The sequence below is a fragment of the Mycetocola spongiae genome, assembly GCF_020424085.1.
Classification (GTDB): domain Bacteria; phylum Actinomycetota; class Actinomycetes; order Actinomycetales; family Microbacteriaceae; genus Mycetocola; species Mycetocola spongiae.
On record NZ_CP080203.1, the window covers coordinates 3,050,256 to 3,070,063 of the forward strand.

Below are 19,808 nucleotides of genomic sequence, written 5' to 3' on the forward strand. Positions count from 1 at the left end.
GCGCCAATGAAGGCGCAGCCGAAAGGACTCAAAATGCTAGACAACGCCGTCCAGACCGCAGCCCCCTCCCGAAAATTCACCCCCGATGTCAGCCGCGCCCTGCGCGGACTGGGCCTCGGGAACGCCATGGAATGGTACGACTGGATGATCTTCGGACTCCTCTCGGCCTTTATCGGGCCCAATTTTTTCCCCTCCGATAACGCCCTCTCGGCCACGCTCGGCGCGCTCGCCGTATTCGCCATCGGCTTTGCCTTCCGCCCCCTCGGCGGAATCCTGCTGGGGACCCTGGCCGACCGCATCGGCCGCCGCCGAATCATGCTGCTCTCGGTGGGGCTGATGTCGGTGACCACGCTGATCATCGCAATCGCGCCGACCTATCAGCAGATCGGCGTCTGGGCCGGCGTGATCCTCCTCGCCTGCCGCATCTTCCAGGGCATCTCCGCGGGGGTGGAGGCCCCGCTATCCACCTCACACGCGCTCGAACTCGCCCCCGAGGGGCGCGAGGGCATGGTGGCCGGGCTCATGTCGTTTTATGTGAACTTCGGAATCCTGATCGCCTCGCTCACGGCGTTTGCCTGCACCTCGATCCTCGGTGCCGAGGTGATGGCCGACTGGGGCTGGCGCGTGCCCTTTGCCCTCGGTGCCCTCTTTGGCCTGGTGGTCCTGATCATCCGGCGCACGCTGCCCGAGACCATGGCCCCCGAGGAGCTCGCCGAGAACACCACCCGCCGCATCTGGGGCGCGATCCGCAAGCACTGGATGGCGATCCTCGCGATTGTTTTCATCGTGGGAGCCGTGCAGGCCTATAACTACGCCTGGACCGTGGGGCTGCCCAACTCGGCCCGCGCCACCTTTGGCGAAAACCCCACCGCGGTCTTCGCGGTGAGCTCCGCCCTGGCCTTTGTGATGCTGATCGGTAGCTGGGTGGTGGGCCGCCTGGCCGATGGCCGCTCGATGTCGAAGTGGTTTATCGTCTCGCGGCTGCTCGCGATCCCCTCGGTGTTCCTGATGCTGCTCTATGTGGCACCCGGAATGGGCGGATTCACCGCCGTGATGCTGGGCGGATCCGTGGTGCTGGTGCTGAATATGACGCTCTATAACGTCGTCAGTTCAACCCTGCTCCCCAAGGCCTGCCGCGGAACCGGTGTGGCCGTGGGCTATGGCGTGGGTGTGGCCGTCTTCGGCGGCACCGCCTCCTATCTGCTGGTCTGGCTGCAGTCCGTCGGCGCTACCTGGGTCTTCCCGGTCTACGTCGCGGTGCTGTGTGCCCTGAGTCTTGTGTTTTATCTGCTGGCCCGCGCTCGGACCGGCCTCTTCATCGGAAACTAAGGAATAACATCATGATCTCCCTCGATCTCATCACCCGCACCGACGACCTGCGTGCCCCCGTGATCTCCCGCTCGGATGTCCTCGTGGTGGGCGGAGGCCCCGCCGGGGTCGCCGCGGCCGTGACCGCCGCCCGCTCGGGCGTCTCGGTGACCCTGCTTGAGCGCTATTCGGCGCTCGGCGGGCTCGCCTCGGGCGGCATGGTGCTGGTGCTCGACGATATGGTCAACGGCCCGGAAATCACCGTGACCGGAATCGTGAGCGAGTATATCGACCGGCTCAAGCGCCTGGGTCTCGCCGTGGACCCGCCCGAGGAGGACCGCTATGCCTCCACCGAGACGTGGAACCGCTGGGGACGCTACGGCCTCTTCGATTTCCACTCCCACGTCACCCCGAAGCCGATCTGCTATGCCGCCGCCTTTGACCCGGACGGCTGGAAGCGCGTCTCGAATGACCTCGTGCGCGAGGCCGGCGTGAACGTGCGCCTGCACTCCTGGTTCTCGCGGCCGATCGTGGATAACGGCGTGATCAAGGGCGTGATTTGTGAGACCAAGAGCGGGCCGCAGGCGTTCCTCGCCGATGTGGTGATCGATACCACGGGAGATATCGACGTGGCCTCCCGGGCGGGCGCCAGCTATGTGCAGGATAACTACCTCACCACGCTGGTGTTCCGCCTGGGCGGCATCGATACCGACGCCGCCGAAAAATTCGAGCAGGAGAACCCGGCCGAGGCGCGCGCCCTCAACCGCAAGATTAAGCGCATGCTCGGCGGGGCCTGGGAACTGTGGTGGCTGAAGACCCCCGTGCCCGGCGTGGTGTGGTGCAACGCCCCGCACCTGACCGGGTTTAACGGCCTCGACCCCGAGGACATGACCAATGCCGAGTTCCTCGCCCGCGACCGGATCATGGAGACCGTGGACTTTGTGCGCGAAAACCTCCCCGGGTTCTCCGGGGCCTATGTGCTGGATGTGGCTCAGCAGATGGGGGTGCGCCAGACCCGCCTCCTCGAGGGCGAATATGTGATGACCAAGGAGGACGTGACCACGCGCCGCCACTTCGCCGATTCGGTGGCCCGCGGCCGCGATTATTATTACCCCTATCGCTCGCTGCTGCCGCGCGAGGTGGACGGGCTGCTGGTGGCCGGACGCCATTATTCGGCCACGCCCGAGGCCCAAAAATCCTCGCGCGAGATCCCGCCGTGCATGGCCATGGGCCAGGCCGTGGGGGTGGCCGCGGCGCTCGCCGTGGACGCCGGAATCCGGGTGCGCGACGTGAACCCCACCGATATCCAGGCGGGCATGCACCGGCACGGGGCCGATCCGGGAGATATCCCCTCGGCCAATGCCACGATTGACGCCGAGACGGCGGTGCTCTCATGAGCGAGACACAGGCCCTGGGGGGCATCACCGTGGTGGACTTCACCCAGGTTTATATGGGGCCCAGCTGCACCCAGATGCTCGGGGATTTTGGGGCCAATGTCATCAAGGTGGAGCGCCCGGGCCTCGGCGATATCTCCCGCAATTCCTTCCCCGACCGGGACGGCCAGGACAACCCGATTTTCCTCTCGATCAACCGCAATAAGCGCAGCCTCTCGGTGGATACCCGCACCGAGGAGGGCAAGAGTGTGCTGCGCGAGATCATCGCGACCGCCGATGTGGTGGTATCCAATTTCCGCTCCGGCGTGATGGAGCGGATGGGCTTTGGTTATGAGGAGCTCGCGGCCACCAATCCGCGGCTGATCTGGGCCTCGGGCACCGGCTTTGGAAATACCGGACCCTACGCGGCCAAGGGCGGTCAGGACGTGATCGCGCAGGCCTATTCGGGCGTGATGTGGCGGCGCGAGAGTGCCGATACGCCGCTCTCGGTCTATCCCACAACCCTCGCCGATTACACCACGGGCATGCACCTGATGCAGGGCATTCTGCTGGCCCTGCGCTCGCGCGAGGCCACCGGCCACGGCCAAAAGGTGGAGGTCACGATGTACGACTCGATGCTGCATATGCAGATGCAGGAGGCCTGCATGCAGCTCAACCGGGGCTATGAGGTGAACTGGGGTGCGATGCCGCTGAGCGGGGTTTTTGCCACGAGCGACGGCGCCGTAACCATGGTGGGTGGCTTCACCGAGAACGCGCTGCACCATATCTCGCGCGCGCTGGAGCTGGACGAGGACCTTTCGCTGCGCCCCGAATACGCGACGCTGCAGGAACAATTTGACCGCAAACCCGAGCTACAGGCCATCTTCCGCGCCGAGTTCCCCAAGCGCACCACCGCCGAGTGGACCGACCGGCTCGAGGCCGAGGGCCTGCTGAACGCCCCGGTATTCACGCTGGAGGACACGCTGAATGACGCGCAGACCGCCGCGAATAACATGATCGTCGAGGCCGAGCATCCCACCGTGGGAACCGTGCGCATGCTCGCCGCGCCCATCCACCTCTCGGGCACCCCGGCCCGGGTGGGCAGGGCCGCGCCGCGCCTCGGGGAACATAACCGCGAGATCCTCGCCGAGAACGGATTTGACGAGGCCACCATCAACCGACTGCATGAGCTGGGGGTATTGCGATGACCTACGCATTTGAGGGAAACCGGGACGGCGTGAACGTGGAGGTGCGCGATCACGTCGCGCATGTCACGATCGACCGGCCCGAGGTGCTCAACGCGGTGGACCGCGTCACCCACGACCGGCTATGCGCGATCTGGGACGGCATCGAACAGAACCGCGGCGTGCACCTCGTGGTGATCACCGGCGCCGGCGAACGGGCGTTTTGCGCCGGGGCCGATATGTCCACGGGGGGCGTGGGCAAAACCGGGGTCGAGTACTGGGCCGACCTGGATCCCAACGGGTTTGGGGGGATTAGCCTGCGCCGCACGCTGGATATCCCCGTGATCGCCCGGGTGAACGGCTATGCGCTGGGCGGGGGCATGGAGATCATGCTCGGCGCGGACATCATCATCGCCTCCGAGACCGCCCGGATGGGGCTGACCGAGCCGCGCATGGGCCGGCTCGCGCTCGACGGCGGCATCACCCAGCTGGTGCGCAAGATTCCCTATGCGCAGGCGATGGGCATGCTGCTGACAGGGCGCAAGGTTGAGGCGCGCGAGGCCGCCGCGATGGGGCTCGTGACCGAGGTGGTCCCCGCCGATCAGCTGGACGCAGCGGTGCAGCGCTGGATCGAGGACGTGCTCGCCTGCGCCCCCAGCTCGCTGCGGGCAGTGAAACAAATGGTGACCCGCACCGAACATATGACCGCGCGCGATGCCCGGGCCGCCCGGCTCCCCGCGCTCATGGAATCGCTGGCCGGAACCGATCAGGACGAGGGGGTGCGCGCCTTCCAGGAGAAGCGCCGCCCGCAGTGGAAGGAAGACTAGTGTCGAAAAAATTTGCCCCGCTGCCCCCGGGCGTCTGGGGAGTCGTGGCCACACCGTTCCAGGGCAGCGCGCTGGATATCTGTACCGATAGCCTGTCCGAGATCGTGGAGGCCTATCAGCGGATCGGGGCCACCGGGCTGACCGTGCTGGGCGTATTTGGGGAGGCGCTCTCGCTCACCAGCGAGGAGCGCGCGCTGGTGCTGGAGGTGGTCTGTGAATCCTCCACCCTGCCGCTTGTGGTGGGGATCACCGCGCTCGCGACGCGGCCCGCGATCGACGAGGTGCGGGTGGCCCAGGCCGCGGCGGGCGAGCGGATCAGCGCCGTCATGGTGCAGGCCAACTCGGCCCGGCCCACCGTGCTGATCGATCATCTGCGGGCGATCCACGCGGCCACCGGCGCCGCGATTATGCTCCAGGACTATCCGGCCTCAAGCGGCGTGAAGGTCCCCACCGAGACCATCATCGCCGCCGCCACGGCCTGCGATTTCCTGGTTGGGATTAAGGCCGAGGCCCCGCCCACCGCCGCCGCGATCGCCGCGATTACAGCGCGCGTGGACGTGCCCGTATTTGGTGGGCTCGGCGGAACAGGGCTGCTTGATGAGCTTCTCGCCGGGGCCGCGGGGGCGATGACCGGGTTCTCCTATCCCGAGGCGCTGGTGGCCTGCGTGCGCGCCTGGCGGGAGGAGGGTTATGCCGCGGCCAGCGCCGCGCTGCGGCCCTATCTGCCGCTGATCAACTTTGAACAGCAGCCCGGGGTCGCGCTCGCCCTGCGCAAGGAATGCCTGCGCCAGCGCGGCTGGATCCTGGACTCGGGTGTGCGCACCCCCGCCGCCCCCTTCCCCGAGGCCCTGCATGCCGCGATGCGCCTGCACCTCGACGAGGCGGCCCACGCCCTGGCCGAAACGGTGGCCTGATGGACCTCGGAATCGCGGGCAAAACCGCGCTGATCCTGGCCTCCTCGAGCGGACTGGGGCTCGCGGTGGCCGAGGCGCTCGCCGCGGAGGGCGCGCGGGTAATCATCACCGGCCGCCGCGCCGATCTTGTGCGCCGCATCGCCGCGCGGCTGCCCGGGGCCGTGGGCCTGACCGCTGATATCACCGGGCCCGGGGGAGCCCAAAAGCTGCTGGAGGACGTGGCCCGCGCGGCGGGAGACGTGGATATCCTGGTGCTGAACGGGCCCGGGCCGCGCGCGGGAACCGCGGCCTCGCTGGGCAGCGAGGACGTGGCCGGGGCCATCGAGACGCTCCTGATCCCGCAACAGCGCATCGTGGCGGCCCTGCTGCCCGGAATGCGCGAGCGCGGGTGGGGGCGCATCGTGGGCATCGGATCCAGCGGTATCGTCACGCCCCTGCCCAATCTGGCGCTGTCCAATATCGGGCGCGCGGCCCTCGCCGGCTATCTGAAGACCCTCGCGAGCGAGGTCGCCGCCGATGGGGTCACCGTGAACATGGTGCTGCCCGGGCGGATTAATACCGCGCGCGTGGCCGAATTAGATGCCGCGGCGGCCGGCCGGCGCGGAATGACCCCCGAGGCCGTGGCCGCGGAATCCCGCGCCGCGATCCCCGCCCGCCGCTATGGCACCGCGCGCGAATTTGGCGATACCGCCGCGTTCCTATGCGGCACCCCCGCGTCCTATATCACCGGCGTCGCACTGCGCTGCGACGGCGGACTTGTCACTATTCTCTAGCTTTGGAACGGATCATCATGAACGCACAGGCCCAAAACCTTATTAACGGCGAGTGGACCGGCGCGGGCGATGTCGCCCGCGAAAACCCGGCCCGCCCGGGCGAGATCGCGGTGGTCTCGCCGCGCTCGGATCGCGCCACACTGAATACCGCTATCGAGGCGGCCGGCGCCGCGCAGACAGGCTGGGCAGCGCTGCCGCTGCCCGCGCGCGGGGCGATCCTGCTGCGTGCCGGGGAGCTGCTCGCGCAGCGCCGCGAGGCCGTGGCCGAGGACCTGGTGCGCGAGGAGGGCAAGCTGCGCGGCGAGGCGCTCGGGGAAGTCACTCGGGCGAGCGATGTGCTGCGCTTTTTTGGTGGCCTGGGATGGGCTGCCAGCGGCGAGGTCCTGCCGAGCGGGCTGCCCGATACCGTGATCACCACCCGACGCGAACCGCTGGGGGTCTTTGGCCTGATCACCCCGTGGAACTTCCCGATTGCGATCCCCGCGTGGAAGAGTGCACCCGCGCTGCTGAGTGGAAACTCCGTGGTGTTAAAGCCCGCCGAGCTCACACCGATGTCGGTGAATCACCTGGCCCGCGCGCTGCAGGACGCGGGGCTTCCCGCCGGGGTGCTTAATATCGTGAATGGCCGCGGCAGCGAGATCGGCGATGGCCTGGCCCGGGACGAGCGCATCGCGGGGCTGTCCTTCACCGGTTCCACCGGGGTGGGCCTGGGCCTGCACCAGATCCTGAGCGCCCGCCGCGCCCGCGTGCAGCTTGAAATGGGCGGTAAAAACGCCGTGCTGGTGCTGGATGATGCCGATCCGGCCGCGGCCGCGCGGGTGGTGGCCGCGGGCGCGTTTGGCCTCACCGGTCAGGCCTGCACCGCGACGTCGCGCGTCTATGTCACGCCCGGAATCCGCGCCGCGTTCCTGCGCGAGCTCACCGCGCTGGCCGAGGGCTATCGGCCCGGCGACGGCCTCGAGGAGGGCGTTTCGATGGGGGTGGTGGTGAGCGAGGCGCAGCGCGATGGCGACCTGGCCGCGATCCGCGGCGCGGTCTCGCGCGGGGCCACCCTCGCGGCCGGGTCCACCGAGGCACGCGGCCAGGCCGTAAGTGCCACCGTGCTCACCGATATTGCCGCGGATGATCCCGCGGTGACCGAGGAGATCTTTGGCCCCGTGGTGGCGGTGCTGCCGGTGGGCAGCTACGAGGAGGGCCTCGCCGCGGTGAATAACTCGCGTTACGGCCTGACCGCGGGCATCTGCACCGATAGCCTGAGCCTGGCCACCCACTTCACCGAGAACGTGCGGGCGGGCGTGGTCAAGGTGAACCGGCCCACCGCGGGCCTCGACCTGAACGTGCCCTTTGGTGGCATCCGCGATTCCTCAACCAATACCTTCCGCGAGCAGGGCCGGGGCGCGCTGGAGTTTTATACGTGGGGAAAGACCGTCTATACGGGGCGCTAGTCATGACCTATGTGATTGCCGAACCCTGTGTGGACGTCCTGGATCGCGCGTGTATCGACGCGTGCCCCGTGGACTGCATCTACGAGGGCGAGCGCGCGCTGTATATCCATCCCAGCGAGTGTGTGGACTGCGGGGCCTGCGATCCGGTCTGCCCGGTCGAGGCCATCTATTATGAGGAGGATCTGCCCGCGGAATGGGCCGATTATCGCGGGGCCAATGCGGCGTTTTTTCACGAGCTGGGCTCGCCCGGGGGAGCGAGCGCCCTCGGCGCGCAGGGCTGGGACCCGCCCCCGGTCGCGGCGCGACCGCGCTAGTGTGCGGGCGGTCGCGGCGGCGTAGACTATTCGGGTGACCACTCCCACGTATTCCGCCCCCGCGCCCGCCCCCACTCCCGAGCGGGTTTCCCCCGTGACCCGCGTGGCCACGTGGCTCGTGGCGCTGATCGCGGGTGCCGTGATCGGTGCCGTCGGAACCGTGGCCCATGTGAACCTCCTGGTCCTGGGCCCGGTGGTGATTCCCGCGGGCCTGATCCTGGGCCTGGTGGCGAGCCTCGCCCTGATGCTGGGAATCCGTCTGGTCTTTATCGATCGCAGCGTGGTCTTTGCCGCAGCGCTGGGCCTGGTGGGCGTGATCGCCATCTTCACCCAGGAGGGCCCCGGCGGGGCCGTCCTGATCAGCAATTCCGTGATTTCCCTGGTCTGGACGCTGGGCCCCGTGCTCATCGCCACGCTGGTTTTGGCCTGGCCGCGGCTGCGCCGGATCACCCCCGTGACGCCACCCGCGCACGAGGGCGACCCCGTCCGGGCATAGACTAGAGTTCACTCGTTTTTGTGAAGGGACGACTCTCACCGTGACCTATGTCATTGCCTTGCCCTGTGTGGATGTTAAAGACCGTGCCTGCATCGATGAATGCCCGGTTGACTGCATCTACGAGGGTGAACGCTCGCTCTATATCCACCCGGATGAATGCGTGGACTGTGGTGCCTGCGAGCCGGTCTGCCCGGTCGAGGCTATCTACTACGAGGATGACCTCCCCGAGGAGTGGGCCGATTACTATAAGGCCAACGTGGAGTTCTTTGACGAGATCGGTTCCCCCGGTGGTGCCGCCAAGGTGGGTGTCCTGGCCTTTGATCACCCCGTGATCTCCGTGCTGCCCCCGCAGGCCGGCTAGCCGATGGCGCTGCGTCCGCTTCCGGACTATCCCTGGGATACCCTCGCTCCCTATATCGCCACGGCGCGCGCGCATCCCGAGGGGCTGGTGGATCTCTCGATCGGCTCGCCCGTGGATGCCACGCCCGAGATTATCCGCGCGGCCCTGGCCGAGGCCACCGATTCCCACGCCTATCCCACCACCGTGGGCACCGCGCCGCTGCGCGCCGCAATCGGCGCCTGGTATCACCGCCGCCGCGGCGCGAGCGGGCTGGGCCCCGAAAACGTATTGCCCACGATTGGCTCCAAGGAGCTCGTGGCGCTGCTGCCGTTCCTGCTGGGCCTCGGCGAGGGCGATACCGTGGTGGGCCCCACCGCCGCCTATCCCAGCTATGCGATTGGCGCGGCCATTGCCGGGGCCGAGTTTCTGGCCGAGGACGATCCCGCGGCCTGGCCCGAGGGCACCCGCCTGATCTGGATTAATAGCCCCGGAAACCCCGATGGCCGGGTCTGGGACCTGGAGCAGCTGCGCGCCCGCGTGCAGCGCGCCCGGGAACTCGGTGCCGTCATCGTGAACGATGAGTGCTATGCCGAGCTGGGCTGGGATGCGCCGTGGGATCATGAGCCCATCCCCAGCATCCTGGATGACCGCCTGGGTGCGGATCGCACGGGAGTGCTGGGTATCTACTCGCTGTCCAAGCAGTCCAACCTCGCGGGCTATCGCGCGGGCATCGTCGCGGGCGACCCCGGGCTGATCGCGCGGCTCGTGAACGTGCGGAAGCATGCCGGGCTTATGGTGCCTGGCCCGTTGCAGCACGCGATGACCGTGGCACTCGGCGATGATGCACACGTGGCGGCCCAGCGCGAGCTCTATCGCGCGCGCCGCGCCGTGCTCCTGCCCGCGCTGGAGTCCGCGGGTTTCCGCATTGACCATAGCGTTGCGGGCCTCTATCTCTGGGTGACCGAGGGCCGCGATGCCTGGGAGTCAATCGCCCGGCTGGCCGAATTGGGTATCATGGCGGGACCGGGCCATTTCTACGGGGACGCGTTCCCGCGGCATATCCGGCTGTCCCTGACCGCAAGCGATGCCGATATCCAGCGGGCGGCGCAGCGGTTGCGCAGCGCCGGACCCGGTGCAGTTTAGAGGAAATCCCCAAAAATCTTATTCGGGCGTTGGAAGTGCCACGCATGTGCCCTCACCCGATTAGGATGTAAGCGAACCAAACCCGCCGTGGTGTTCTGTGTGAGCGCCCCGAAACGAAGATTTACGCAAAACCAAGTGCGTGCAATCTTAAATTGTTTAAACCAACAAGGAGGCACCGTGGGCGACAACGGAGCACAGACCGATAGCCAGGACGCTAAAGCAACCCTGACCTTCCCCGGCGGAAGCGCCGAGTTCCCGATCCTCGGATCCACCCAGGGGGCGTCGAGCCTCGACGTATCCACCCTGACCAGGCAGAGTGGCCTGACCGCGCTGGACTACGGCTTTGTGAACACCGCCGCCACCAAGTCCAAGATCACCTATATCGACGGCGATCAGGGCATCCTGCGTTACCGCGGATATCCCATCGAGCAGCTCGCGGCCAATTCCACCTATCTTGAGGTGGCCTGGCTCCTGATCTACGGGGAGCTGCCCACCGCCGATCAGCTCGGCGAGTTTGACGAAAAGATCCGCCGCCACACCCTCCTGCACGAGGACCTCAAGCGCTTCTTCTCGGCCCTGCCGCATACCGCCCACCCGATGTCGGTCATCTCCAGCGCCCTGTCCGCGCTGTCCACCTATTACGAGTCCGGCGCCAATCCGCACGACCCCGAGCAGGTGGAACTCACCACCATTCGCCTGCTGGCGAAGCTGCCCGTGATCGCCGCCTATGCCCATAAGAAGGCACTGGGCCAGGCGTTCCTCTACCCGGATAACTCGCTGAGCTTTGTGGATAATTTCCTCAAGCTGAACTTCGGCAATATGGCCGAGAACTACGAGATCGACCCGGTGCTCTCCACCGCCCTGGATCGCCTGCTGATCCTGCACGCCGATCACGAGCAGAACGCCTCCACCTCCACCGTGCGCCTCGTGGGTTCCACCGGGGCGAGCCTCTATGCCTCGATCTCCGCCGGAATCAACGCGCTCTCGGGCCCGCTGCACGGCGGCGCAAACGAGGCCGTCCTGGAGATGCTGGGCCGCATCCAGGAGTCCGGCGAGGGCGTAAAGCGCTTCGTGGAGCGCGTGAAAAATAAGGAAGACGGTGTGAAGCTCATGGGCTTCGGGCACCGCGTATATAAAAACTACGATCCTCGCGCCACCATCGTGAAGGAGAGCGCCACCGAGGTGCTCGCCGCACTCGGTGTGCAGGACCCGATGCTGGACCTCGCGATGGAGCTCGAGCAGCTGGCCCTCGAGGACGATTATTTCCGCGAGCGTCGCCTCTACCCCAACGTCGACTTCTATACCGGCGTGATCTATAAGGCCATGGGTTTCCCCACGCGCATGTTCACGGTCCTGTTTGCCATCGGCCGCCTGCCCGGCTGGATCGCGCACTGGCGCGAGATGAACCTCGACCCGCAGAATAAGATCGGCCGCCCGCAGCAGCTGTATATCGGCGAGCCTGAGCGTCAGTTCCCGCTGCGCTAATACCGCATAACGGGGCCGCCTCCCACCCTCGGGTGGGAGGCGGCCCCGTTTTTTGCGCGGGCGGGGGTTAGCGCCCCAGCGCGCGGCCAATCTTGGAGGCGCTCGCGGACGGCCGCGCCCCGGCCGCCAGCAGGACCGCCTCCACGCGATCCAGGAGCTGCTCACCCGCGGGGCCCGTGGGGGCATCCGGGAGCAGCTCCGCCTCCCATTCGCGCCAGCCGCGGCACAGATCGGCGCGGATATCCCGCGCGCTCACCCGGTCATCGGCGATCTCCACAACCGCGCGGCCCTCCGCATCGTGCAGCACCATAATCGTGCGCGCGGTATCCAGCCGGGCGATCGGTTCGAAGCGGGCGGCCCCGAGCCCGAGCCGCGTATCCAGCTCGGCCCGCACGGCCGCGGGGACCTCCCCGCCCGCATCGCCCAGGGGCCACTGATTTTCGAATCGCCCGAGCGGGGTATCGGCCTTAATATGCCAGCCGGCGTCGTGGCCGCCCTCGCGGCGACGCAGCGCGGTGCGTGCCCGGGCGAGGGCGTTTTCGGCGGTGTCCAGATACTCCGCCCGCAGTTCCAGCGCGAGTGGTCCGCGCGCGGTCAGCCCCGGTAGCCCGGAAAAATCCGGAAACGGGGTTTGGTCATCCACATCGTATTTACGTTCAATTTCCTGCTGCGCGGAACCGGTCATCTCCCCAGTCTGGCCCGGGAGCACAAAAAAGGCCCCCCGCCGCGGCGGGGGGCCGATATTTATTTAGGCGTGCAGCGCCGCGTTGAGCACGATACCCACGCCGGTGCGCGGGATCACCTCCACGGCACCCGAGAGCGAGTTGCGGCGGAACAGCAGGTTGGCCACCCCGGAGAGCTCCGCGGCCTTTACCCGGCGCGGCTCATTGCGATCGCCATCCAGCAGCGTGACCTTGGTACCCGCGGTGACATAGAGACCCGCCTCGACCACCGAGTCATCGCCGATCGAAATGCCGATACCCGAATTGGCGCCCAGCAGCGAGCGCTCACCGATCGTGATCCGCTGCGTGCCACCGCCCGAGAGCGTGCCCATGATGGAGGCGCCGCCGCCGATATCGGAGCCATTACCCACCACCACGCCCTGCGAGATGCGGCCCTCCACCATCGAGGCGCCCAGCGTGCCGGCGTTGAAGTTTACAAAGCCCTCGTGCATGACCGTGGTGCCCGGGGCCAGGTGGGCGCCGAGGCGCACGCGCGAGGAATCGGCGATGCGCACGGTCTCGGGGGTGACATAGTCCAGCAGGCGCGGGAATTTATCCAGCCCGGTGGCCTGGATTCCCGCGCGCTGCAGCAGCGGGCGATTGGCCGTGAAAAACGCGGGCTCCACCGGGCCCGCATTGGTCCAGACGACGCTCGGCAGGTGGGCGAAGATGCCGTCCAGGTTGATGCTATTCGGGGCTACCAACAGGTGGCTGAGCAGGTGCAGGCGCAGATAGGCATCGGTGGTGCTGGCCACGGCGGCCTCGAGGTCGATCTCCACCGTGACGGCCTCCAGGCGCACGCCGCGGCGGGTATCCTCGCCCGTGAGCGCCTCGATCTCGGCCGGGGCGATCCAGCGATCCCGGCCCTCGGGCAGGCCGCCCAGGGAGGGCGAGGGATACCAGGTATCCAAAACGGTGCCCTCGAGGGTGACGGTGGCGAGGCCATAGCCCCAGGCGTGGCTGGTTACGGGTTCAGTGGAAGTCATAAACTCCAGGATATCCAATCCGGGCCCCGCATAACCACCGACCAAAACCGGGAATCCGTCCCCGTAGAATCGAGGAATGACCGACGCACCCCGGGGCCCGCTCGCGCCCACACCCGTTTTAGATCTGTCAGCCGGCTCGATTCAGCTCACCCGTGCCCTGTGCGATATCCCCTCGGTATCCGGGGATGAGGCCATAATCGCCGATGCCGTGCAGGCGGCGCTGGCCGAATACCCGCACCTCGAGGTGATCCGCGCCGGCAATACCGTGGTGGCGCGCACCCACCTGGGTCGCGCGCAGCGCGTGATTATTGCCGGGCACCTGGATACCGTGCCGATTAACCACAACCTGCCCACGCGCGAGGAGACCATCGACGGCCGCGATTATCTCTGGGGCCGCGGCACCGTGGACATGAAGGCCGGGGTCGCGGTGCAGCTGCACCTCGCCGCCGAGCTCAGCAATCCCCTCGTGGACATCACCTGGATGTGGTACGACAACGAGGAGGTCTCCAGCGAGCTGAACGGGCTGGGGATCCTGGCCGCCGCGCACCCCGAGCTTTTCCGGGGGGATTTTGCGATCCTCGGCGAGCCCACGCGCGCCGAGATCGAGGGCGGCTGCAACGGCAGCATCCGCATCGAGGTGCGCACGCGCGGCCTGCGCGCCCACTCCGCGCGCGCCTGGGTGGGCGATAACGCGATCCATCGGCTCGCGCCGGTGCTTAATACCCTCGCCGCCTATCAGCCCGAGCAGATCGAGGTGGAGGGCCTGGTCTATCGCGAGGGGCTCAACGCCGTGGGCATCGGCGGGGGAGTCGCGGGCAATGTGATCCCGGACGAGGCGATGGTGCATATCAACTATCGCTTTGCCCCGAATAAAACCTCCGCGCAGGCGATTGCCCACCTGGAGGAGCTTTTTGGCGATTTTGAGATCACCGTGGTGGATCGCTCCGAGGGGGCCCGCCCGGGGCTGGACGCGCCGCTCGCGCGCGCATTCCTGGACGCCCTCGGGGTGCCTGCGCTGCCCAAATATGGCTGGACCGATGTGGCCCGCTTCTCGGCGCTCGGGGTGCCCGCGGTGAACTATGGTCCGGGCGATCCGCTTAAGGCCCATGCCGATGACGAGCGGGTGGCGCTGGACGAAATTCTGGCCTGCGAACGCGGCCTCCGGGCGTGGCTCACCGGCAACTAAACGCGGTGTTCGTGATCCCGCGTGACGGACTCGATTTCTCCGCGCACCCGCAATAGCGGATAATGGAGGTAGGAAACCACGGAAGGGGAACCGAATGGCAGCGATGAAGCCCAGGACTGGGGACGGACCAATGGAGGCCGTGAAGGAGGGGCGCCTGATCATCGTGCGCGTCCCGCTGGAAGGCGGAGGCCGTCTTGTCGTCTCGGTAAACGATGCCGAGGCTCGGGAGCTCCACGAAGTACTGGCCGGCGTAGTAAAGCCCGCCTCTTAATCAACACCTTAACGCCGTATTGCCCCGAGATTCTCGGGGCAATACGGCGTTAAGCGGGGTTAGCCGCGCGTGGTCAGCTGCAGCAGCCCGTCCCCCACGGGCGAGAGCGCGCTGACCACGGCATTGCTCGCGGCGATCTCCTCCACGAGCGTGCGGAACGCCGTGGTGATATCGTCGCGGCGCACCGGATCGGCCACGCGGCCGCGCCAGAGTGCGTGCGGGACCAGCACGGTGCCGCCCGGGCGGACCAGGCGCAGCGCGTGCTCGACGGTCTCGATGACCTGCTCGGGATCGGCATCCACGAGCACAATATCGTAGCTATTTTCGTTCATCCGGGTCAGGACGTCCTGCGCGTTGCCGCCGATCAGGCGCAGCCGGCTCGCGGGGATGCCGGCCTCGGCGAAGGAGCGCTTGGCGGCGGTGAGGTGTTCGGCCTCGTTTTCGATGGTGGTCAGCACCGAGGTGGCCGAGGCCGAGAGCAGCCACAGCCCGGAGACCCCCACGCCCGTGCCGATCTCGATGATATTGGTGGCGCGGCTCGCGGCCGCAAAGACGGCCAGCTGGGCGCCGACGCCGGGGGTCACGGCCTCGATGCCAAACTCCAGAGACTGCGCGCGGGCGCGCTTAATGCCCTCCGACTCGACGACAATCTGGTCGGCATACTGCCAATTGGAATCCTGTTCGGACACGTGCACTCTCCCGGGGGTGATAGATTCCTCCACAATACCGGGCCCCGCGGGCAACCAGTTCAGGCGCGGCGCGATAAGCTGAGACGGTGTTCCTCGGTTTAACCTTCGATAAGCTGCTCATCATCGGTGTGCTTGCAGCCTTTCTTGTGGGCCCCGAAAAGCTTCCGGGGCTCGCGTCCCAGCTTGCCCGGCTGGTGCGCAGCCTGCGCGATATGGCCACCGGCGCCAAGGATCGTCTGAAGGACGATATGGGCCCCGAATATAACGAGGTGGACTGGCAAAAGCTGGACCCCCGGCAATACGATCCGCGCCGCATCATCCGCGAGGCGCTCACCGAGGACCCGCAGGCGGCCGATGCGGCGCCCACCCCCGCCGGATCCGCGGCTACGGGTGTGGCCGCGGGATTCACCGCGGGCAGTACCGTGCCGGCGGCCGATCAGCGCCCGCGCATCGATCCGCTGGCCGTGCAGCGCCAGCGCGCGATTCTTGCGGGCGAGCCCGTGGAGCCCCCGCCGTTTGATACCGAGGCCACCTAGGCCCACTCAGAGCCGCTTAAGCATCTCCAGCTGCCGCGTGCTGATGGCGGTTTCGGGGAACTCGCGACCCGTGACGTGGAACCCCTCGCGCTCATAAAATGCCCGCGCACGGGCATTATCCGCATGCACGTGCAGCGAGAGCGTGTCGCCCACCGTGCGTGCCCAGTCCTCGACCGCGCGCAGCAGGGCGCCGGTCACGCCGAGGGTGCGGCCGCGATAGGCGGGGGTGATATATACCGAGACCAGGAGTGCGCCGGCCTCGGCCTCGATCACCCCGGCCATCGTGCCGACCCAGCGGCCGCCGTGGATCGCCGCCACCCCGGTGCGGCCCGGGGTAGTCCCGCGCCCGGCCCGAGCGCGCCAATAGGCCTCGCTCTGGGCGCGGGCCTCGGGAAGCGTATCGCCGAATGCGCCGGGGGTATCCGCGAGTGCCTCGAGGCGCAGATCGCGCACGCGCTCCCAGTCCTCGGGACCGGTGGGGCGAATCTGAATTTCGGGGGCCGTCATGGATCCAGGTTAGCGGCGGGCTCGCGCGTGCGGACACGAAAGCCCGCGGCCGTGACATTATTAGTGTGATCCGCTCCCATAACGAAAGGCCTGCATGCCGAAGCGACCCTGGTGGTATCTGAATCTGGTGGGTGTGCTGGGCGGCCTGCTGATGGCGTTGCTCTCGCTCACGCCCTCGCTCCTGCCGCGCCCCGCGCTGCTTCAGGGGGCCGTGAGTGGACTCAGCTTTGCCGTGGGATACGCGGTGGGTGTGGGGCTGTCGATCCTCGTGATGAGGTTCACCCCGTGGCGGCCCACGGAGAGCACCCAGCGCCGGGTATGGATCGGTATTTTTGTTTTTGTGATCTTCACCGCCTCGGGCGTGGGTGTGCTCGCGCTGAGCTGGCAGAACCAGGTGCGCGAGCTCGTGGATATGCCGCCGATCGACGTGGTGCACTCGGGCCTGTTCCTGGTGGGCGCGCTGCCCGCCGGCGTGCTGGGACTGCTGATCGGGCGCGGGCTGCGCACCCTCTACCGGCTGATCACGCGCCGCACCGGGCGGGTGCTCTCGGTCCTGATCACCGCGGCGGCCGCGGGCGTCACGGTGGCCCTGCTGGGCACGGTGGTGCTCTTTGGCATGGACCGGATCTATGCCGCGAGCAATGCCGCCGCCGAGGATGGCGTGAGCGAACCCGCCTCCGCCTATCGCTCGGCGGGCCCCGATTCCGCGATCGCCTGGGATGACCTGGGACGGCACGGGGCGGCCTTTATCGCGGGTGGGCCCAGCGCGCGGGAGATCACCGATCTCACGGGCGTGCAGGCCCTCGACCCGGTGCGCGTATATGCGGGCCTGGCCTCGGCCCCCACCGCCGAGGAGCGCGCGGCGCTTGCGGTATCCGAGCTGGAGCGCACGGGCGGCTTTGACCGCGATTACCTCGTGGTGGCCACGGCCACAGGCTCGGGCTGGCTGGAACCGCAGAGCATGGACGCCGTGGAATATCTGCACGCCGGCAATACCGCGATCGTCTCGATGCAATACGCGTATACCCCGAGCTGGGTATCCTTTGTTTTTGATCCCGATGCCCCGGTGGCCGCCGCGCGCGTGCTCTTTGAGGCCGTGGAGCGCCACGTGCGAGAGATGCCCGAGCAGGATCGCCCGCGGCTTCTCAGCTATGGCCTGAGCCTCGGTGCGCACGGCAGCCAGTCCACGTTTAGCGATCTTGCCGATCTGCGGGCCCGCACCGACGGCGCGCTTTTTGTGGGCAGCCCCAATGCCACCCCGCTCTGGCGCGAGCTCCAGGCCGAGCGCGATCCGGCCAGCCCTGTCTGGCTCCCGGTGCTCAACGACGGGCGCGAGGTGCGCTGGTTTGGCCAGAACTCCGATTTTGGCGCGCTGCCCGGCCCCTGGGATACCCCGCGCGTGGCCTATATGCAGCACGCCACCGATCCGGTGACCTGGCTGGGCCCCGAGCTGCTGTGGGCCGCACCCGAGTGGCTTAAGCCGGGGGAGCGCGGGGCCGATGTGAGCCCGTCGATGCACTGGATCCCGGTGGTCACGGCGCTCCAGGTGGTCATCGATATGCTCATGGGCGAGAGCGTTCCGGCCACCCACGGCCATAATTATGGCAACCTCGTGGTGAACGGCTGGCGGGCCATCTCGGATGACGCGGGCCTGGACGAGACCGCGCTCGCGCGGGTGCAATCGGAGATCGAAAGCTATGCCGATGTCCAGCCCTTTGGTGGCCCCTAGGCCCCCGCTGCGGGGAGGAGATCGGCGAGCAGGGCCTCCACGCGCGCCCGGATGTGATCGCGAATCTCGCGTACCGCGGCGATGTCGCGGCCCGCGGGATCGGCCAGCTCCCAATCCTCATAGCGCTTGCCGGGGAAGATCGGGCAGGTATCCCCGCAGCCCATCGTGATCACCACATCGGAGGCGAGCACCGCATCGGGGCTCAGCAATTCGGGGGTGGCCTCGCGGATATCGATGCCCTCCTCGGCCATGACCGCGACCGCCGCGGGGTTCAGGCTCGCGGCCGGTTCCGAGCCCGCCGAGAGCACCCGGACGCGACCCGCGGCGAGGTGGGAGAGATAGCCCGCGGCCATCTGGGAGCGGCCGGCGTTATGGACGCAGACAAATAATACGGTGGGGATCACGGGCGTATATCCAATCGGGTCGGGGTCGGGGCAGCGGCGCCGGGAGCGGCCTCCGCGGGGAAGAGTCGGGGGCGCAGCCAGAGGGCCAGATAGACCAGTGCCACCAGCACGGGCACCTCGATCAGGGGGCCGATGATGCCCGCGAGGGCCTCCCCGCTCGCGGCACCAAACGTGCCGATGGACACGGCGATCGCGAGCTCAAAATTATTGCCCGCCGCGGTGAAGGCGAGGGTCGTGGTGCGGGCGGCGGAGAGCCCGAGCAGCCTCCCCGTGCCCATCCCCAGCAGGAACATCAGCAGAAAATAGGCCAGCAGCGGCAGCGCGATCCGGGCCACGTCCTGCGGCCTGTCCAGCACCTGCGCGCCCTGCAGGGCAAAGAGCAGCACGATGGTCACGAGCAGCCCGATCAGCGAGAGCGGGGCGATTTTTGGTAGGAAACGATTCTCGTACCAGTCGCGGCCGTGCCGGGCCTCGCCGAGGACGCGCGAGAGCGCGCCGGCCAGCAGCGGGATGCCCAGGAATACCAGCACACTCGCGGTGATGGCCCAGAGCGAAAATGTGGCCTCGGTGGTGGGCAGTCCCAGCCAGGCGGGCAGAATCTGGAGATAAAACCAGCCGAGCGCGCCGAAGGCGATCACCTGGAATACGGAGTTGATGGCCACCAGGAACGCGGCCGCCTCGCGATCGCCGCAGGCCAGGTCGTTCCAGATCAGCACCATCGCGATGCAGCGCGCGAGGCCGATGATGATGAGCCCGGTGCGGTACTCGGGCAGATCCGGGAGCAGGGCCCAGGCGAGTAAAAACATCAGGGCGGGCCCCAGCACCCAGTTCAGCACCAGGGAGGACCACAGCAGGCGGCGGTCGGAGGCGATCGCCGCGGCATCGCGATAGCGCACGCGCGCCAGCACGGGGTACATCATCACGAGCAGGGCGAGGGCCACCGGGACGCTGATCGAGCCCACCTGCGCCGCGTGCAGCGCCCCGGAGAGCCCCGGTGCGATCCGGGAGAGCAGCAGCCCGAGGGCCATCGCGGCGAGGATCCAGACGGGCAGCAGGCGGTCGCCGCGGCCGAGCCGGGCGGGGGTGGTGGACATGGGGACTCCGCGGGATAGAATAGATCGACAGGTGTCGATATGAAGCATTCACCATATATCGATGATTGTCAATATAAGGAGG

22 protein-coding genes are annotated in these 19,808 nt (G+C 67.6%); 16 read left to right on the forward strand and 6 right to left on the reverse strand.

The features are described from left to right. Positions 1-33: 33 nt before the first annotated feature. The 12 genes from KXZ72_RS14020 to KXZ72_RS14075 all read left to right on the forward strand — a co-directional run bounded on the left by KXZ72_RS14020 (position 34) and on the right by KXZ72_RS14075 (position 11,602). Positions 34-1,329, forward strand: coding sequence for an MFS transporter (locus KXZ72_RS14020; protein ID WP_226081552.1), 1,296 nt, complete (start codon positions 34-36; stop codon positions 1,327-1,329). Positions 1,330-1,340: 11 nt separating this feature from the next. Continuing rightward, the gene (locus tag KXZ72_RS14025; protein ID WP_226081553.1) at positions 1,341-2,705 is read left to right on the forward strand and encodes an FAD-dependent oxidoreductase; all 1,365 of its coding nucleotides are present in this window, start codon (positions 1,341-1,343) and stop codon (positions 2,703-2,705) included. Next, positions 2,702-3,889, forward strand: a complete 1,188-nt coding sequence (locus KXZ72_RS14030; protein WP_226081554.1) for a CaiB/BaiF CoA transferase family protein — start codon at positions 2,702-2,704, stop codon at positions 3,887-3,889. The genes KXZ72_RS14025 and KXZ72_RS14030 overlap by 4 nt, the downstream gene beginning before the upstream one ends. Next, positions 3,886-4,692, forward strand: coding sequence for an enoyl-CoA hydratase-related protein (locus tag KXZ72_RS14035; protein WP_226081555.1), 807 nt, complete (start codon positions 3,886-3,888; stop codon positions 4,690-4,692). The genes KXZ72_RS14030 and KXZ72_RS14035 overlap by 4 nt, the downstream gene beginning before the upstream one ends. After that, on the forward strand, positions 4,692-5,606 hold the full coding sequence (locus KXZ72_RS14040; RefSeq protein WP_226081556.1) for a dihydrodipicolinate synthase family protein: 915 nt from the start codon (positions 4,692-4,694) through the stop codon (positions 5,604-5,606). Before KXZ72_RS14035 ends, KXZ72_RS14040 begins: the two co-directional genes overlap by 1 nt. Next, on the forward strand, positions 5,606-6,379 hold the full coding sequence (locus tag KXZ72_RS14045) for an SDR family oxidoreductase (protein ID WP_226081557.1): 774 nt from the start codon (positions 5,606-5,608) through the stop codon (positions 6,377-6,379). Before KXZ72_RS14040 ends, KXZ72_RS14045 begins: the two co-directional genes overlap by 1 nt. A gap of 17 nt (positions 6,380-6,396) precedes the next feature. Beyond that, the gene (locus tag KXZ72_RS14050; protein WP_226083537.1) at positions 6,397-7,824 is read left to right on the forward strand and encodes an aldehyde dehydrogenase family protein; all 1,428 of its coding nucleotides are present in this window, start codon (positions 6,397-6,399) and stop codon (positions 7,822-7,824) included. Positions 7,825-7,826: 2 nt separating this feature from the next. Further along, positions 7,827-8,138, forward strand: coding sequence for a ferredoxin (fdxA, locus tag KXZ72_RS14055; RefSeq protein ID WP_226081558.1), 312 nt, complete (start codon positions 7,827-7,829; stop codon positions 8,136-8,138). Between the two features lie 34 nt (positions 8,139-8,172). Next, on the forward strand, positions 8,173-8,634 hold the full coding sequence (locus KXZ72_RS14060) for a DUF6113 family protein (protein WP_226081559.1): 462 nt from the start codon (positions 8,173-8,175) through the stop codon (positions 8,632-8,634). Positions 8,635-8,674: 40 nt separating this feature from the next. After that, positions 8,675-8,995 (forward strand): ferredoxin, encoded by a 321-nt coding sequence (fdxA, locus tag KXZ72_RS14065; protein ID WP_226081560.1) that lies wholly within the window; start codon positions 8,675-8,677, stop codon positions 8,993-8,995. A 3-nt stretch (positions 8,996-8,998) separates the two neighbouring features. Continuing rightward, positions 8,999-10,117, forward strand: a complete 1,119-nt coding sequence (gene dapC, locus KXZ72_RS14070) for a succinyldiaminopimelate transaminase (RefSeq protein ID WP_226081561.1) — start codon at positions 8,999-9,001, stop codon at positions 10,115-10,117. Between the two features lie 177 nt (positions 10,118-10,294). Then, positions 10,295-11,602: a citrate synthase gene (locus KXZ72_RS14075; RefSeq protein WP_226081562.1), complete on the forward strand. Its 1,308-nt coding sequence runs from the start codon at positions 10,295-10,297 to the stop codon at positions 11,600-11,602. A 67-nt stretch (positions 11,603-11,669) separates the two neighbouring features. Here the strand turns inward: KXZ72_RS14075 and KXZ72_RS14080 are convergent, their stop codons facing one another. After that, on the reverse strand, positions 11,670-12,287 hold the full coding sequence (locus tag KXZ72_RS14080; RefSeq protein ID WP_226081563.1) for a CYTH domain-containing protein: 618 nt from the start codon (positions 12,285-12,287) through the stop codon (positions 11,670-11,672). Positions 12,288-12,350: 63 nt separating this feature from the next. Continuing rightward, the gene (gene dapD / locus KXZ72_RS14085) at positions 12,351-13,310 is read right to left on the reverse strand and encodes a 2,3,4,5-tetrahydropyridine-2,6-dicarboxylate N-succinyltransferase (protein WP_226081564.1); all 960 of its coding nucleotides are present in this window, start codon (positions 13,308-13,310) and stop codon (positions 12,351-12,353) included. Between the two features lie 76 nt (positions 13,311-13,386). On the opposite strand from dapD, the gene dapE reads away from it, so the two are divergent. Further along, positions 13,387-14,496 carry a succinyl-diaminopimelate desuccinylase gene (gene dapE, locus KXZ72_RS14090; protein WP_226081565.1) on the forward strand — a complete coding sequence of 370 codons (1,110 nt, stop codon included), beginning with the start codon at positions 13,387-13,389 and terminating at the stop codon, positions 14,494-14,496. A 94-nt stretch (positions 14,497-14,590) separates the two neighbouring features. After that, positions 14,591-14,767: a DUF3117 domain-containing protein gene (locus KXZ72_RS14095; RefSeq protein WP_226081566.1), complete on the forward strand. Its 177-nt coding sequence runs from the start codon at positions 14,591-14,593 to the stop codon at positions 14,765-14,767. A 59-nt stretch (positions 14,768-14,826) separates the two neighbouring features. Here the strand turns inward: KXZ72_RS14095 and KXZ72_RS14100 are convergent, their stop codons facing one another. Then, complete coding sequence (locus tag KXZ72_RS14100; RefSeq protein ID WP_226081567.1) at positions 14,827-15,456, reverse strand: O-methyltransferase; 630 nt, start codon at positions 15,454-15,456, stop codon at positions 14,827-14,829. A gap of 86 nt (positions 15,457-15,542) precedes the next feature. Between KXZ72_RS14100 and KXZ72_RS14105 the strand changes: the two genes are divergently transcribed. After that, positions 15,543-15,992 carry a Sec-independent protein translocase family protein gene (locus KXZ72_RS14105; protein ID WP_226081568.1) on the forward strand — a complete coding sequence of 150 codons (450 nt, stop codon included), beginning with the start codon at positions 15,543-15,545 and terminating at the stop codon, positions 15,990-15,992. A gap of 6 nt (positions 15,993-15,998) precedes the next feature. Here KXZ72_RS14105 and KXZ72_RS14110 read toward each other — a convergent pair whose 3' ends face one another. Further along, positions 15,999-16,499: a GNAT family N-acetyltransferase gene (locus KXZ72_RS14110; protein WP_226081569.1), complete on the reverse strand. Its 501-nt coding sequence runs from the start codon at positions 16,497-16,499 to the stop codon at positions 15,999-16,001. A 94-nt stretch (positions 16,500-16,593) separates the two neighbouring features. On the opposite strand from KXZ72_RS14110, the gene KXZ72_RS14115 reads away from it, so the two are divergent. Then, the gene (locus tag KXZ72_RS14115) at positions 16,594-18,228 is read left to right on the forward strand and encodes an alpha/beta hydrolase (RefSeq protein WP_226081570.1); all 1,635 of its coding nucleotides are present in this window, start codon (positions 16,594-16,596) and stop codon (positions 18,226-18,228) included. Here the strand turns inward: KXZ72_RS14115 and KXZ72_RS14120 are convergent. Both KXZ72_RS14120 and arsB read right to left on the reverse strand, forming a co-directional pair. Then, on the reverse strand, positions 18,225-18,581 hold the full coding sequence (locus tag KXZ72_RS14120) for an arsenate reductase/protein-tyrosine-phosphatase family protein (RefSeq protein WP_264159508.1): 357 nt from the start codon (positions 18,579-18,581) through the stop codon (positions 18,225-18,227). The two genes, KXZ72_RS14115 and KXZ72_RS14120, sit on opposite strands and share 4 nt — an antisense overlap. 47 nt (positions 18,582-18,628) lie before the next feature. Beyond that, complete coding sequence (gene arsB, locus KXZ72_RS14125; RefSeq protein WP_226081572.1) at positions 18,629-19,726, reverse strand: ACR3 family arsenite efflux transporter; 1,098 nt, start codon at positions 19,724-19,726, stop codon at positions 18,629-18,631. Positions 19,727-19,808: the final 82 nt, after the last annotated feature.